General features: G+C 51.6%; 14 protein-coding genes and 1 tRNA gene. 7 read left to right on the forward strand and 8 right to left on the reverse strand.

Going from position 1 to position 12,987, the window contains the following annotated elements; translation table 11 throughout:
• Positions 1-94: 94 nt before the first annotated feature.
• Positions 95-748, reverse strand: coding sequence for a GntR family transcriptional regulator (locus AAC637_RS08820; protein WP_340303239.1), 654 nt, complete (start codon positions 746-748; stop codon positions 95-97).
• A 22-nt stretch (positions 749-770) separates the two neighbouring features.
• The gene (locus tag AAC637_RS08825; protein ID WP_340303240.1) at positions 771-1,490 is read right to left on the reverse strand and encodes a M48 family metallopeptidase; all 720 of its coding nucleotides are present in this window, start codon (positions 1,488-1,490) and stop codon (positions 771-773) included.
• Positions 1,491-1,622: 132 nt separating this feature from the next.
• On the opposite strand from AAC637_RS08825, the gene AAC637_RS08830 reads away from it, so the two are divergent.
• The 3 genes from AAC637_RS08830 to AAC637_RS08840 all read left to right on the forward strand — a co-directional run bounded on the left by AAC637_RS08830 (position 1,623) and on the right by AAC637_RS08840 (position 2,702).
• Entirely contained in the window at positions 1,623-1,958 is a 336-nt protein-coding gene (locus AAC637_RS08830) for a TIGR02300 family protein (protein WP_340303241.1), read from the forward strand.
• A 100-nt stretch (positions 1,959-2,058) separates the two neighbouring features.
• A tRNA-Ala gene (locus tag AAC637_RS08835) sits at positions 2,059-2,134 on the forward strand.
• Between the two features lie 238 nt (positions 2,135-2,372).
• Positions 2,373-2,702, forward strand: coding sequence for a hypothetical protein (locus AAC637_RS08840; protein WP_340303242.1), 330 nt, complete (start codon positions 2,373-2,375; stop codon positions 2,700-2,702).
• Between the two features lie 215 nt (positions 2,703-2,917).
• On the opposite strand, the gene AAC637_RS08845 is transcribed toward AAC637_RS08840, so the two are convergent.
• Positions 2,918-3,211 carry a hypothetical protein gene (locus tag AAC637_RS08845; protein WP_340303243.1) on the reverse strand — a complete coding sequence of 98 codons (294 nt, stop codon included), beginning with the start codon at positions 3,209-3,211 and terminating at the stop codon, positions 2,918-2,920.
• Positions 3,212-3,274: 63 nt separating this feature from the next.
• Positions 3,275-3,604 carry a hypothetical protein gene (locus AAC637_RS08850; RefSeq protein ID WP_340303244.1) on the reverse strand — a complete coding sequence of 110 codons (330 nt, stop codon included), beginning with the start codon at positions 3,602-3,604 and terminating at the stop codon, positions 3,275-3,277.
• Positions 3,605-4,811: 1,207 nt separating this feature from the next.
• Between AAC637_RS08850 and AAC637_RS08855 the strand changes: the two genes are divergently transcribed.
• Positions 4,812-5,870, forward strand: a complete 1,059-nt coding sequence (locus tag AAC637_RS08855; RefSeq protein WP_340303245.1) for a YeeE/YedE family protein — start codon at positions 4,812-4,814, stop codon at positions 5,868-5,870.
• An 84-nt stretch (positions 5,871-5,954) separates the two neighbouring features.
• Here AAC637_RS08855 and AAC637_RS08860 read toward each other — a convergent pair whose 3' ends face one another.
• Entirely contained in the window at positions 5,955-7,154 is a 1,200-nt protein-coding gene (locus tag AAC637_RS08860) for a UxaA family hydrolase (RefSeq protein WP_340303246.1), read from the reverse strand.
• Between the two features lie 10 nt (positions 7,155-7,164).
• Entirely contained in the window at positions 7,165-7,476 is a 312-nt protein-coding gene (locus AAC637_RS08865; RefSeq protein WP_340254214.1) for a UxaA family hydrolase, read from the reverse strand.
• Positions 7,477-7,667: 191 nt separating this feature from the next.
• Here AAC637_RS08865 and AAC637_RS08870 point away from each other — a divergent pair, with 191 nt between their 5' ends.
• Complete coding sequence (locus AAC637_RS08870) at positions 7,668-8,651, forward strand: sterol desaturase family protein (protein WP_340303247.1); 984 nt, start codon at positions 7,668-7,670, stop codon at positions 8,649-8,651.
• 177 nt (positions 8,652-8,828) lie between these two features.
• On the opposite strand, the gene AAC637_RS08875 is transcribed toward AAC637_RS08870, so the two are convergent.
• The gene (locus tag AAC637_RS08875; protein WP_340303248.1) at positions 8,829-10,199 is read right to left on the reverse strand and encodes an aspartate aminotransferase family protein; all 1,371 of its coding nucleotides are present in this window, start codon (positions 10,197-10,199) and stop codon (positions 8,829-8,831) included.
• Between the two features lie 210 nt (positions 10,200-10,409).
• Between AAC637_RS08875 and doeA the strand changes: the two genes are divergently transcribed.
• Together doeA and doeB are read left to right on the forward strand one after the other, a co-directional pair.
• Positions 10,410-11,588 (forward strand): ectoine hydrolase DoeA, encoded by a 1,179-nt coding sequence (doeA, locus tag AAC637_RS08880; RefSeq protein WP_317655701.1) that lies wholly within the window; start codon positions 10,410-10,412, stop codon positions 11,586-11,588.
• The gene (gene doeB, locus AAC637_RS08885) at positions 11,585-12,568 is read left to right on the forward strand and encodes a N(2)-acetyl-L-2,4-diaminobutanoate deacetylase DoeB (RefSeq protein WP_340303249.1); all 984 of its coding nucleotides are present in this window, start codon (positions 11,585-11,587) and stop codon (positions 12,566-12,568) included. Before doeA ends, doeB begins: the two co-directional genes overlap by 4 nt.
• On the opposite strand, the gene AAC637_RS08890 is transcribed toward doeB, so the two are convergent.
• Positions 12,565-12,876 carry a hypothetical protein gene (locus AAC637_RS08890; RefSeq protein ID WP_340303250.1) on the reverse strand — a complete coding sequence of 104 codons (312 nt, stop codon included), beginning with the start codon at positions 12,874-12,876 and terminating at the stop codon, positions 12,565-12,567. The two genes, doeB and AAC637_RS08890, sit on opposite strands and share 4 nt — an antisense overlap.
• Positions 12,877-12,987 lie beyond the last annotated feature (111 nt).

Below are 12,987 nucleotides of genomic sequence, written 5' to 3' on the forward strand. Positions count from 1 at the left end.
GGCAAGTCTAACGACGGTTTCCTGATTGGGGGACTGCAAACCGCATGGGTCATTTAAAACCCGATTCGGTTTAAGCAATGGTTAATGGTCAGCCTCAGGCGGCCAGCAGCCTTAATCCATGGGTGACATCGGCCCGAACGGCCAAGCGCAACCCTGGCTCATCTCCAGCCTTTAATGCGGCGAGGATCGAGCGATGATGCTGCGGTGCATCGGTTCGGTTTAGCCGCCCGTAGAGCGCGCGCATGGTCGGCCCCAATTGCAGCCAAACCGTTTCCGCCAAAGCCAACATTGCGGGCGCTTGTGCGCGCAAATAGAGCGTGCGGTGGAATTCAAGGTTATGGCGAATATAGGCAATGGCATCGCCCGTATGGATCACCCCTGCAATCGCGCTATTGGTGCTTTCCATACGCTCGATTAGGGCCATATGCGCCCGCGGCAGGGCGCGTGCGGCCAATTCAGGCTCAAGCAATGCGCGCAACGCTGCCAATTCTTCGATCCGTTCATTGCTAAGTTCTGGGGTCGATACGCGGCCTGACGCCGATAAAAACAATGCCCCTTCGCTTACCAAACGCCGCACCGCCTCGCGCGCAGGGGTCATGGATACCTGAAATTCTTGGCCAATTCCGCGCAGCGTCATCGCTCGCCCTGGTAAAATTTCGCCATGCATGATGCGCGAGCGCAAAGCGCGATAGACCCGTTCATGGGCCACGGTAGCGGTTTGTTCAGCTGGGCGCGGGTTGATCAACATAGGCCATATGTGATCACAAATCTTATCCCGTTGGCAAGCTCTCAAAACGCCAAGCCAAAATCTCGTTCCCATGGGTTTTGAGCCATGCGCGATGCCGTTGATACTCCGGGCAGAGCGCGGCGCAATGTGCCCAGAATTTTGGGCCGTGGTTCATTTCTGCCAGATGCGCAACCTCATGGGCGGCGACATAATCCAGCACCTCAGGCGGGGCCATGATCAGTCGCCAAGAATACATTAAATGCCTCTGCGCCGAGCAACTGCCCCAGCGGCTTTTGGTGTCACGAAGTGTGAGCTTGGAAAACTGTCTTCCCAGTTTATTCGCGTAATATTCCGAGGCCGTGTAGAGCCGCGCATTGGCGCGGGTTTTTAGAAAGGCGGCCACGCGAATGGGCAGGCGTGGATCATCGGTAACGCTCAAACATCCATCGATCAGCTTTGCGGAACGGCCACTTCCCGCGATAATTGGATGGGGAACACCTTCGATGGGAATCACAGCACCGATAACAGGGCGCTGTGCTGTGGGGCGGTTTTGCAAATGCCCCATCAACCAATCACGGCGAGCGTGCAGAAAGGCCAAAGCCTCACCTTCCGGCGCCCAATGGGGCATGGTTAGGCTGACAGTGCCATCTCGATTGGACACGCGTAACGAAAATCGCGTTGCGCGCACGGATTTCTTCATCACCACCTCAACGGGCTGTGGCCCGTCCAACTGGTGAATCCAAGATGATGTCTTGCGCCGCATCGCAATAAGCCTCTGTGTTTCGTCAATCTAACGGGCAATCCGCGCATTAGTTTTCGGAAAGCCTTTGACACCCTATTCACATTGTGGCAGGGGATCGCAATTCTCTCGATAGCGTTCATTGAAGGGGGTGTCATGCCCAAAGAGGAATGGGGTGTTAAACGCGTATGCCCAACCACAGGCAAGCGTTTCTACGACCTAAACAAAGACCCAATCGTCAGCCCATATACGGGCGAGGTGGTCACATTAGATACTGGTAAAGGCAGCCGCAGCTTGGTCGCCGAAAAACCATCTGCCGCCTCTGCGGCCAAATCCAAAGCCCATGCGGATGATGAGGTGGTCTTGGATGATGAAGATGATTTGGTATTGGATGATGATTCCGATCTGGATGATGATCTTCTCGAAGATGACGATGACGACAATGTCTCGCTCGATGACATTGCTGATGTCGGTTCGGACGATGACGAGTAAACCACTCTGAAAACCGTTGCGTGTCGGGCGGATTTTTCGCTTGATCTGCCCCGCGCGACACCATAAACCGCAGATCGCAACAAATGTTGCGCATGGTTACGGGGCCTTAGCTCAGCTGGGAGAGCGCTTGCATGGCATGCAAGAGGTCAGGGGTTCGATCCCCCTAGGCTCCACCAAATCCTCCTAACCCATTGATTTCCTTATTTCGTTGACCTGATTTAGCCTATGTGCCACCATTACGGCTATACGCAATGGCTGTTTATCCAAAGGCAACCCTTGCGCAAAAGAGTGGCAAGAAGAGCCTGTGCCCTACTGCTACATTATTCTTGTTATAAATCGATACTTATTGTTGACGGTCACTTGTTTTTTACAATGAGCGTGCAGGTTACTTTATGTCAAAGATAGGAGGATACAATGACATACGAGGACATCAAAAAAGCACTTACTGATCTTATCGAACACGGAAATTCAGATACATTTGCTAATTTAATGTCTGATGATTTTGCAATGCTTTCGGTACATCAAAGTTCAGTTGGCGAAAAAGGCAAAAATAAAGAGCAGGCAATTCAGATGATGCAAGGTTTGGATCCAATTGGCGATGCAAACGTGGAGTGCCATATTGAAACCGACAACGTGATCGTAGTTACGCACAACAGCATAAACGGTAACATCACTCTAGCTGCGAACCACATCGAAAACGGAAAAATCTCTAAATGTGTATATTTTCGGGGGCCAAAATCCTAATCACAATCTCAAAGTAAATTGCTTAACTTATAAATGTAGTTGGAGCGTTGCACCGAAAGGGCGTTTACGATCGGAGAGCTACAAAACGTGGCGTGTTTAGCTGCCCAACTCTGCGCAAGTGCTGATACCAACAGCAGGATCGTTTCGGGTATCGCCATCACCATTAGCGTATCCATGCGATGTGAGAACGAAACGCATCGAATTAAGGCTAAACGTCATTGCGAATATGCTCTGATCGGGTAAGCATCGCATGAACTCGGGAGCATTACCCCCGAGTAAAACGCAGTCATCACCTTCAAAAATGTACCCTCTCGTCCAAACTGGCTGACGGTCATGGTATCTGTATTGATCAGGTATCGGCTGTTATCCTCAAAACGCACTTGCACCCATTCGCCCTGAACAAGAGCGAAACCAGTTGATTGCCCCATCTCACAAACATACTGCTCAGCAGAAGCGGCCCCTGCAAAAGTGCTGGCTGCAACAGTTACGGCTAAGATGATGCGCTTCATGGCGTGGCTCCTGTTTTACCGTAGCTTGAGCGCACAGGGTTGCTTGGTCAAGTCGTAGGGTTTTTAGGCGTTGACCAGATAAAGAAGATACAACCAAGGGAATACAAACATCCATCCTAGTGCCGCAGCTTTAAGTATGTTGCTCAATATTACTTTAGTCCTGACTGCCCGTGCCAAAACCAACAGGATGAAGTACCCAACGCCTAGTATTATTGATACCGCCCCACCAAAGAGCACCGCTAGGCCACCACCTTGAGCGGGATTAGGTAGCATAACAGATATCCAGATTGCGGCCATGTAAGCGGCACAGAACAGTAATGCTCTAACGAAATCGCCTTGATAAGACTCCCCGATAAACACGGATAATGCTTTTTGACTGATGCTTCTTGTCATACACGCAGGAGAGCATCGCTATGTCCGTGCGTCAAGCATCTCTTTAGTTTGATCGACTAAAGCGTTGAAAGTTTTGAGGCACAAAGCCGGGCTATACGCAGGGCTATATTGAGCGGGCTATATCTCTGATAAGAATTCTATAAGCTATTGATATTATAATATTAATAGAGACACTATAGGAAACTGGTGGCGATCCCCCTAGGCTCCACCAAATCCTCCTAACCCATTGATTTTCTTATTTCGTTGAAGTGATTTAGCCTAAGCTACTCCTGTCGGGCGCGGCGCATGTGCCATCGTCATGCAGCTTCGAGATAGTGAAGAGGCAGGCTGCGATTATGGCTATGAAGGCGAGGAGGAGTTTCACGCTATCTCACCCCCGCTTGTAGCCTACAGCAAGATTATGGTCAGTCTCGCACGTATCGCCAGAGCAGCACTCAAAAATATTGGACTTACATATCGCACATTGCTCATGCCCATGAACTACAACGGTGTTCAGTGGTGACTGACATCTGGGGCATCTCTGCTTGTAGTGATTGGCTGGATGAAGAAGGTTATCCATCATTGTGTCCCGCCAAAGCGGCCCCTGCCAAAGTAGCGGCTGCAATGGTTGTGGCTAAGATGATGCGCTTGATTGCGTGGCTCCTGTTTCACCGTAGCTTGGGCGCACAGGGTTGCTTGGTCAAGCTTTGAGGAGATAAGTCACTTTGGTTGACGGGGGTGGAAGACGGTATGCTTGGACCACTTGAGGGATAGGCCATCTTCTGGAGTGTCGGTTCAGCAGAGGCCGTCTTCCAACATGACGATAGCAGAAAATACCTTAAAAATCCACGTCAGATTACATTTTGAGGCTGAGGGTAGTCAACCTACCTGAATAGCTTCAAAACCCCACCCTGCCACTGTTATATCGCCGCTACGGGTCTACTAGAGCGTTACCTTTGGGTCGTCAGGATTGACCACCCACGCGGTGTGCTTCCACTAAGTATGCGCACTCGCGGGCGGTAAAACAAAAAGAACCATTGTTATGGCCCGCCGGATCTGGTGGGCCATTTTCTCTTGCCTCGGCGCTTGGGCAGAAAGGCGTTTACCTTTATGCAAAAAAACAGAACAAATGCTCCACATTCAGCCGTGTTTCTGGGCTATTCTGGGCTTGTCAGCACCTTATTTTCTCACAAAAGAGGACAAAGTTCCGCTTTTGTGAGGATTCGCCATGTTCGAACAGCTGGGCTTTGAAACCCTTACCGCTCCTCAGGCCGCTCTGTGGTTTGCATTGGTTTTGGGATGCGCCTTTGGTGCTTTGGCGCAAATCACGCGCCTCTGCTTTCGCCGGATGATCGATGGTGAGGATCGCCGGCAAGCCGCGGGTATCTGGCTGATGGCGCTGGGCACAGCTACCCTGGGTACGCAGGCAGCCATACTGATGGGCTGGATCGATTTTGCAGATCATCGCTTCATGGTCACAAGTCTGCCCGTTGTGGCCATTGTCGTTGGCGGGCTCGCCTTCGGCGCTGGCATGATCTTGACGCGCGGATGCGTGTCGCGGCTGACTGTACTGAGCGCGAGCGGCAATCTGCGAGCGCTTCTGGTTCTGGCGGTCTTCGCAATCGCAGCCCATGCCACGTCAAAAGGGGTGCTGTCGGGCCCGCGTACCAATTTAAAAGCTATCACCATGGAATTGGCCCCTACTCTGCCGGGTACGCCACTGCTGTGGGCGGCGCTGATTGGGGGCGCTGCATTGGTCTTTGCCTGGCGTTCAGGCCTTGGGGCCGGAATGCTGGCTCTGGCAGCGCTGTTGGGGCTTTTGGTGCCTCTGGGCTGGGTTGGCACGGGCTTTATCTTGTTTGACGACTTCGATCCAATCGCATTGCAAAGCCTGTCTTTCACGGCACCTGCCACCGAAACTTTGTTTTGGGTTGTTGCCTCGACCGCCATTGCGCCTGGCTTTGGTGTGGGATTGATGGGAGGCACAGTGCTGGGTGCGGGTTCGGCGGCGCTCTTACGGGGGCAATTTGCTTGGTCTAGCTTTGACAGCCCTCGCCAAACCGCGCGCTATTTGGCTGGTGCCGGACTGATGGGGTTCGGCGCAGTTCTGGCCGGCGGATGTACCGTGGGTGCTGGCTTGTCTGGTGTGCCTACCCTGTCATTCGCAGCGATCTTGGCGTTGACGGCGATCGCACTGGGGGGCGCGCTTATGCGCTTTCTACTCGCTGTAGTGCCTTTTGAATATGGCTCAAAAGCACCCAACGCATCAGTACAATCGGCCACGTAATCAGCGCACTCTTTGATTGTTTGTTTCTCAAAGCCCAGAGTTACCGTTAGCTATGATTGCATGCTTTGCCAATAAACACTCAAGTTATGAATGAAGATTTGGTAAACAGGCTGGTCCAATCGGCTCAAAGCTTTTGTAGGTAAGTATGAATTCTCGATGACCGAGCTGTTCAGATTTAGTTTGTTGACCGCCTGCGACTGCATATACAAGTTCACTAATCTCTTGTCCTACTTCGTCGATCGTACGATGACCTTCGATAATGTCGCCTGCGTTAATATCCATATCGTCAAATAGGGCACGATAGGTCTCTGGATTGGCACAAATTTTAATGACTGGTGATATTGCAGAGCCTACCACTGAGCCGCGCCCTGTGACGAATAGGGTCATGTGCGCACCAGAGGCTATCATCTCGACGATTTCAGCATTGTCGCTGATGTTCGGGAAGCCAAACCGAACGTCTCCATCCGGTACCACGTCCATTAGATACAGTCCGCCGCATGGAGGGATATCGCCTGGTTTGATAAGGCCGGATATTTGACTGCTGCCGGATTTTACATAGGCGCCGAGTGATTTTTCTTCAATTGTGGATAACCCACCTGCGGCATTACCTGCAGCAAAGCTCCCATACCCAAGTGTTTGATAATAACGTTCGGCTTTGAGTACACTTTCTCGTATTGCCTGCCCTAATTCTGGGGTCACTGCGCGTTCTGCCATGATGTTTTCGCAACCGATTAGCTCCCCTGTTTCCTCGAAAATACAGGCTGCGCCTTCTGCTACTAGGAAATCGAATGCGCGTCCGGCGGCAGGATTACCTGATATGCCTGATGTTCCATCTGATCCGCCACAGACCGTCCCAATTACTAGGTCAGAGGGTGCCAACGATGTGCGCGATACATTGTCAATTTCTAAAAGTGCGCTTTTTATCCAGTCCTGGCCTAATTTTATTGTCGATTTAGTGCCACCTGCTTTCTGAATTACAAGCGTGCGGACGGGCCTGCCCGATGCTTCTACGGCTGCAGAAACACGCACTTTGTCGAAGCTTTCACATCCCAGAGAAACGAAGAGGACTGCACCAACATTGGGATGGGTGCAGAGGCGCTCCATAATTTGCGCAGCATATTCATTAGGAAAGCAACCTGGAAAACCAATTAATTGTACGTCTTGGCCCCGGAACTCTGTCACGATTTCGGATGCTACAAAATGTGCGCATTCCACCAAATACGCTACTAAAACACTGTTTCGTATACCTTTTCTGCCATCTTGTCGCAGCCAGCCTTCAATCATTTTACTCTCCTCAGCTGACGGCATCTGCGTCGTGTAATACAACGCTTGGTGTGTAGGCAGAACGTACGTTGTGGACGTGCACATGTTCGCCAGGCGCGATGTCCACTGTAGCTACGCCGATCGGCATGCCATATTTTAAGACTACATCTCCAGACTTGATATGCCGGCAGGCGATCTTGTGAGCCATTGGGATCATTTGAGACAATTGCACCTGGCCTCCATCCATGTCGATCTTTGTGCCCTCATCAGCGTTAATTCTCGCAACAAGTGTATTGTCATCAGGATGAAGTCGCATAAATGGGCATGCTTTGAGTTCTGTCATAGGTACACTGCCTCTGAAGCTTACACTTATAGAAACATGAAATAGTAAGGTAAGCTTTGTCAAAACTGTTTGAGAACTATGAAGATTAAGAATTCTACATTAGCATGCGATTTCCGCTGACGAGTTCGCTTTTTTCGATCTAGGTGGTCTCTTGGGTACGGTGTCTTGTGTTTTCGGCTTGGTGATAAAAAATGGCTAATTCCTCCGTTGATAAAAAATCTTGGAACTATAGTCCAAATGAGCCTATTCGATACAATCCGTTGTTTGAGTGGCCTATCGATGTCGCGAAGACGTTCAGATGGATTGTTTTCCGTTGGATCAGCATTTCACGGGCATTGTTTATCGCAATACTAGCGGTTGGAACTTATCATTACTTAACTCCTAGCCTTGAAGCCTTTCAGGAACCAAGTTCTGAAATTATAGCTTTAACCTATGTTCGTAACTCAGCCATACTATTTTTGGTGGCCGGGTCACTTCATATGTATCTTTATTCTTTAAGGATGCAGGGAGATGACTTTAAATTTTTAAAACGAAAAATGGCCCAAAAAAACAAGTTTTTCAGTTTTAATGACCAGGTGTATGACAATATTTTTTGGAGCCTGGTTAGCGGTGTTACCGTGTGGACGGCATACGAGATTTTGTATTTAAATCTTCTCGCCAATGGCTTGATAAGCGTGATGCCATTCAACGACCACCCTTTACAATTTTTTGCATGGCTTTTGGTGCTGCCAATGGTTCGATCTGGTCACTTTTATTTTATCCATCGGTTGCTGCATCATCCCTTCTTGTACAAGCATGTCCACAGTACCCATCATAGGAACGTGCACACCGGTCCATGGTCTGGCATTTCAATGCATCCAATCGAAAACTTAATTTATCAATCGTCAGTATTGATACATTTTGTGATACCGTCCGAACCCGCTATAGTCTTTGTTCATCTATTTATGACGTCGCTTGGCCCGGCTTTTTCACATTCTGGGTTTGAAAAAATTCTGGCAAAAAAGACCAAGTTACTCGACTCGGCGGACTTCCATCATCAGCTACATCATAGGTATTTTGAATGTAACTATGGAACGATGGAGGTTCCATTAGACGTTTGGTTTGGCACAGATCATGATGGCACTAAAGAAGCCACAAATCGTGTCCGTCTAAAAGTTAGCAAAAAGAGTGTATAGGTCTCTCAAGAGTATTTTGAGGCTGGTAAAATGCAGTGACAAATGGTCTCGAGGGATACCGGTTTTTTAAAGTTACAACGATTGAAGACAGTCACTCTGTGAGACTGCTAAGATCTCCTTGTTGCTAAGAAATTTTGGAGTTGAAATGGGGCCAAGTTGCGTTGACCCCACTTAAGGTCATTGCAAAACCTCTTTGATTGCCTCGGCCGTCACGCTGACGACAGTATCCGCTTCCTCGCGGCTGAGGCATAGCGGTGGCGCATAGCCAATGATATCGCCCTGTGGCATGGCCCGTGCAATCACCCCGCGCCGCGCCATTGCGGCGACAATCTGGGGGGTAATCTTTTTGGCGGGGTCAAAGAAGGTGCGAGTGTCGCGATCCTCAATCAATTCTACCGCGCATAGCATCCCATCACCGCGCACCTCGCCCACTTGGGCATGCTCAGCGAGGGCGGTGCGCATGGCTTGGTTGAAATAGGCGCCCGTGTCGCGGGCATTCTCAACCAAATTCAGGCTGTCCAAAAGTTTCAGATTGGCAACACCTGCCGCCGCGCCGATGGGGTGGGCGGAATATGTCCAACCATGCCCCAAGGGGCCGAATTCATCGGTGCCATCCTCAAGAACCTTCCAAACTTTGTTGGAAATAATGGATCCTGAGAGCGGCGCATAGGCCGAGGTTAGGCCCTTGGCGATGGTCATGATGTCTGGTGTGATGCCATAATGGGGCGAGCCAAACATTGATCCCATGCGGCCAAAGCCCGTGACCACTTCATCTGCAATCAACAAGATGTCATGCTTTTGCAGAACGGGTTGGATTGCCTCCCAATACCCTGCGGGGGGCGGCACAATCCCGCCTGTTCCCAGCAAGGGTTCTGCGATAAAGGCCGCGATAGTGTCAGCACCTTCGCGGGCGATCAGCTCCTCAAGATCAGCCGCGCATTTGGCAGAGAATTCCGCCTCGGAAAGGCCGAGGTCATCACGGCGGAAGTAATAGGGGCTGGTTGTGTGCAAGACCGCATCAAGAGGCAGGTCAAATTTTTGATGGAACAGGCTCAACCCTGTCAGGGATCCCGACATCAGGCCTGAGCCGTGATAGCCGCGCCAGCGCGAGATGATCTTTTTCTTCTGCGGCAACCCACGGATATTGTTGTAATACCAAACCAGTTTGATGTTGGTTTCATTGGCATCTGATCCACCAAGCCCGAAATAGACCTTTGACATATGGTCGGGCGCACGATCCATGACCATCTGCGCAAGCGTGATTGAGGCCTCAGTGCCATGGCCTACATAGGCGTGGTAATATGCCAATTCGCGGGCTTGCTCGGCAATGGCCTCAGCCACTTCTTGACGGCCATAGCCGATATTCACGCAGTAAAGCCCTGCAAATGCATCCAAAAAACGATTTCCATCGCGATCGGTGATGTGACAGCCGCTTGCGGTTTGCACGATCCGATTGGGGCTTTCGCCGCGGGCGTGCTGCGCAAGATGTGTTGAGGGGTGCATGAAGCTGTCGCGATCCCATTTCGACAGCTGATCATTGGTAAGCATCGGCTTTGTCCTTTGTCATGTGTTTTGGCACGTTTGCCTCAAGCCTAAGGGAAAATCCGCCCCAGTGCCATGCCTTGCGGCGAAGTCATGGATCACAGACCCGACACTGTGATTGGCGCAAGCGACGTTTTTGGTGCAAGCAATGACGCGAAGCGGGAAGCGATGGGCGCTGAATTATCGAAAACTTGGCCCACCAACAGGAGGCGGCAGATGGTTTCTCGCATTCATAACTTTCCAACCCAAGAATATCAGGCGCGTATTGCGCGCACGCGCGCCGAGATGGCCGCGCGAAATTTGGATTTTATCATTGTAACTGACCCGTCCAATATGGCGTGGTTGACGGGCTATGACGGTTGGTCATTTTACGTCCATCAAGCAGTGCTCTTGGGCCATAAAGGCGAGCCGATTTGGTGGGGCCGTGCGATGGATGGATTGGGTGCCTTACGCACGGTCTGGATGTCAGATGACGCTGTGGTTGGCTATGATGACACCTATGTGCAAAACCCCGAAAAACACCCGCATGAAACCCTTGCAAGCCTGATCCATGATCATGGCGGCGTGCGAGGGCGCATTGGCGTTGAGATGGATAATTACTATTTCTCTGCTGCTGCCTATGCGGCTCTGGTGAAGGGGCTGCCTGATGCTGAATTTGTGGACAGCACAGGTTTGGTCAATTGGCAACGCGCGGTGAAATCCGAGCAGGAAATCACCTACATGCGCCGCGCTGCAAAAATCGTGGAGCGGATGCACGAAGTCATCCGTGAAACGGCCGAGCCCGGCATGCCGAAAAACGCCCTTGTGGCCGAGATTAGCCGCACGGGTATTTTGGGTGCAGATGGTCATTGGGGCGATTATCCCGCCATCGTGCCCCTGACCCCCTCAGGCGTGGATGCCACCGCTCCGCATCTGACATGGGATGACAAACCCATGGCTGCAGGCGAAGCGACCTTTTTTGAAATCGCAGGCTGTTATCGCCGCTATCATTGCCCTCAATCGCGAACCCTATTCTTGGGCGAGCCGCCTGAAAAATATCGCCGTGCCGAAGAGGCGGTGGTTGAGGCAATCCATGCAGGCCTTGAACAAGCGAAGCCAGGGAATTTCTGTGAAGATATTGCGAATGCCTTTAACAAAAAGCTCAATGAAATGGGTTTCGAGAAAGACAGCCGCTGTGGCTACGCGATTGGTCTAAGCTATCCGCCTGACTGGGGCGAGCGCACAATGAGCTTTCGGCGCGGGGATCGCTCCGTTCTTAAACCAGGAATGACCTTCCATTTCATGCCTGCTTTGTGGTTGGATGATGGCGGGCTTGAAATCACTGAGCCGATCCTGATCACCGAGACAGGTGTTGAATGCCTGTCTAACTTGCCACGCGAGGTATTTGTGAAATGACCCCAACCATTGCCCTTGATGGCATGGGCAAGGCGCATGGCCATTTGCGCCTGCCCCATAGCCGTAATGACAGCGCATGGGGCCACGTTATGATTCCCATCTGCGTCATCGGCAATGGGGATGGCCCGACCGTTTTGTTGACGGGCGGCAATCATGGGGATGAGTATGAAGGGCCGATTGCCCTGCATGATTTGGCCTATTCACTTGAGGCCTCTGATGTAGCGGGGCGGGTCATCATTCTGCCGCAGATGAATACGCCCGCCTTTTTGGCGGCAAGCCGCACATCGCCGATTGATCAAGGCAATATGAACCGCGCCTTCCCTGGAAATGCGCGCGGCACGGTCACACAGAAAATCGCAGCATATCTCAACGATGAACTCCTGCCGCGGGTTGATGCGGTTTTGGATTTCCACTCAGGCGGCAAGACGTTGGATTTTCTGCCCTTTGCCGCAAGCCATGTCTTGTCCGATGCGGCCCAAGATCAGGCTTGTGCGCAGGCCGCCCGCGCATTTGGCGCACCTTATACTGCTAAAATGCTTGAGATTGATGACACAGGTATGTTTGACGGCGCGGTTGAGCGCGCAGGGAAAACCTTCGTGACGACCGAGCTTGGTGGCGCAGGGATGGCGCGCGCGGAAACAGTCGCGATTGCCAAGCGCGGGGTGCGCAATTTTTTGGTTCATTTGGGCGTTGTGCAGGGCAAGCTAGAAGAGGCGCCAAGCAGCCTGTTAGATATGCCTGATGTGGATTGTTTTACCTTTGCCGAAATGAATGGGCTTTATGAACCCGTTGTTGATTTGGGCGCACGCCTGCGCGCGGGCGATCTTGTTGCCCGTATTTGGCCTGTTGAGGCCACAGGCAAGCCCCCGCTCGGCCTTCTGGCCAAGCGTGATGGTTTGCTCGTGGCCCGCCACGCACCTGGCCTGATCAAATCAGGCGATTGTGCAGCGGTGTTGGCTGTCGAGTTGGGCGCTGCCTAATCTGCGCCCTCAACCTTGTGCAGGTCTTGCATGAGCACGGGATCGACCCCGCGCTGGGTGAGTTCGTAAGCCGTGTAAGAGAGCCATAGCGCGAACTCACGTCCTTTGCAGATGTCTTGACGATTTTCGCCATCCTTGAAAGTGCGTGCGATCACTTCGCAGGCCTTTAGCACTATGCCGATCACATCGGACACGCGCACTTCGGGCCATTCTTTTGCAAGTTTTTTGGCGCAATCGCTGAAATCTGATGTTTCAGACATAAGCAAAGACAAAACTGCCTCAAGCAGTTCTTCATCTTCCATGGACATGTGGGGTTTTCCTGTACCAATTAATTATGGCCGGATTCTCCGAGCCGTATCCCGACAGGCTTTTCCTGCGGGCGCTCTGGTGCTGCACATGCCGTGCCAAGATGAATAAAA

Origin of the sequence: Roseobacter sp. HKCCD7870 (assembly GCF_037830315.1) — a bacterium.
GTDB lineage: Bacteria > Pseudomonadota > Alphaproteobacteria > Rhodobacterales > Rhodobacteraceae > M30B80.

Coding starts and splice junctions, on each gene's coding strand:
- AAC637_RS08820 (WP_340303239.1), bottom strand. CDS start 748: ATGTTGATCAACCCGCGCCCAGCTGAACAAACCGCTACCGTGGCCCAT.
- AAC637_RS08825 (WP_340303240.1), bottom strand. CDS start 1,490: ATGCGGCGCAAGACATCATCTTGGATTCACCAGTTGGACGGGCCACAG.
- AAC637_RS08830 (WP_340303241.1), top strand. CDS start 1,623: ATGCCCAAAGAGGAATGGGGTGTTAAACGCGTATGCCCAACCACAGGC.
- AAC637_RS08840 (WP_340303242.1), top strand. CDS start 2,373: ATGACATACGAGGACATCAAAAAAGCACTTACTGATCTTATCGAACAC.
- AAC637_RS08845 (WP_340303243.1), bottom strand. CDS start 3,211: ATGAAGCGCATCATCTTAGCCGTAACTGTTGCAGCCAGCACTTTTGCA.
- AAC637_RS08850 (WP_340303244.1), bottom strand. CDS start 3,604: ATGACAAGAAGCATCAGTCAAAAAGCATTATCCGTGTTTATCGGGGAG.
- AAC637_RS08855 (WP_340303245.1), top strand. CDS start 4,812: ATGTTCGAACAGCTGGGCTTTGAAACCCTTACCGCTCCTCAGGCCGCT.
- AAC637_RS08860 (WP_340303246.1), bottom strand. CDS start 7,154: ATGATTGAAGGCTGGCTGCGACAAGATGGCAGAAAAGGTATACGAAAC.
- AAC637_RS08865 (WP_340254214.1), bottom strand. CDS start 7,476: ATGACAGAACTCAAAGCATGCCCATTTATGCGACTTCATCCTGATGAC.
- AAC637_RS08870 (WP_340303247.1), top strand. CDS start 7,668: ATGGCTAATTCCTCCGTTGATAAAAAATCTTGGAACTATAGTCCAAAT.
- AAC637_RS08875 (WP_340303248.1), bottom strand. CDS start 10,199: ATGCTTACCAATGATCAGCTGTCGAAATGGGATCGCGACAGCTTCATG.
- doeA (WP_317655701.1), top strand. CDS start 10,410: ATGGTTTCTCGCATTCATAACTTTCCAACCCAAGAATATCAGGCGCGT.
- doeB (WP_340303249.1), top strand. CDS start 11,585: ATGACCCCAACCATTGCCCTTGATGGCATGGGCAAGGCGCATGGCCAT.
- AAC637_RS08890 (WP_340303250.1), bottom strand. CDS start 12,876: ATGTCCATGGAAGATGAAGAACTGCTTGAGGCAGTTTTGTCTTTGCTT.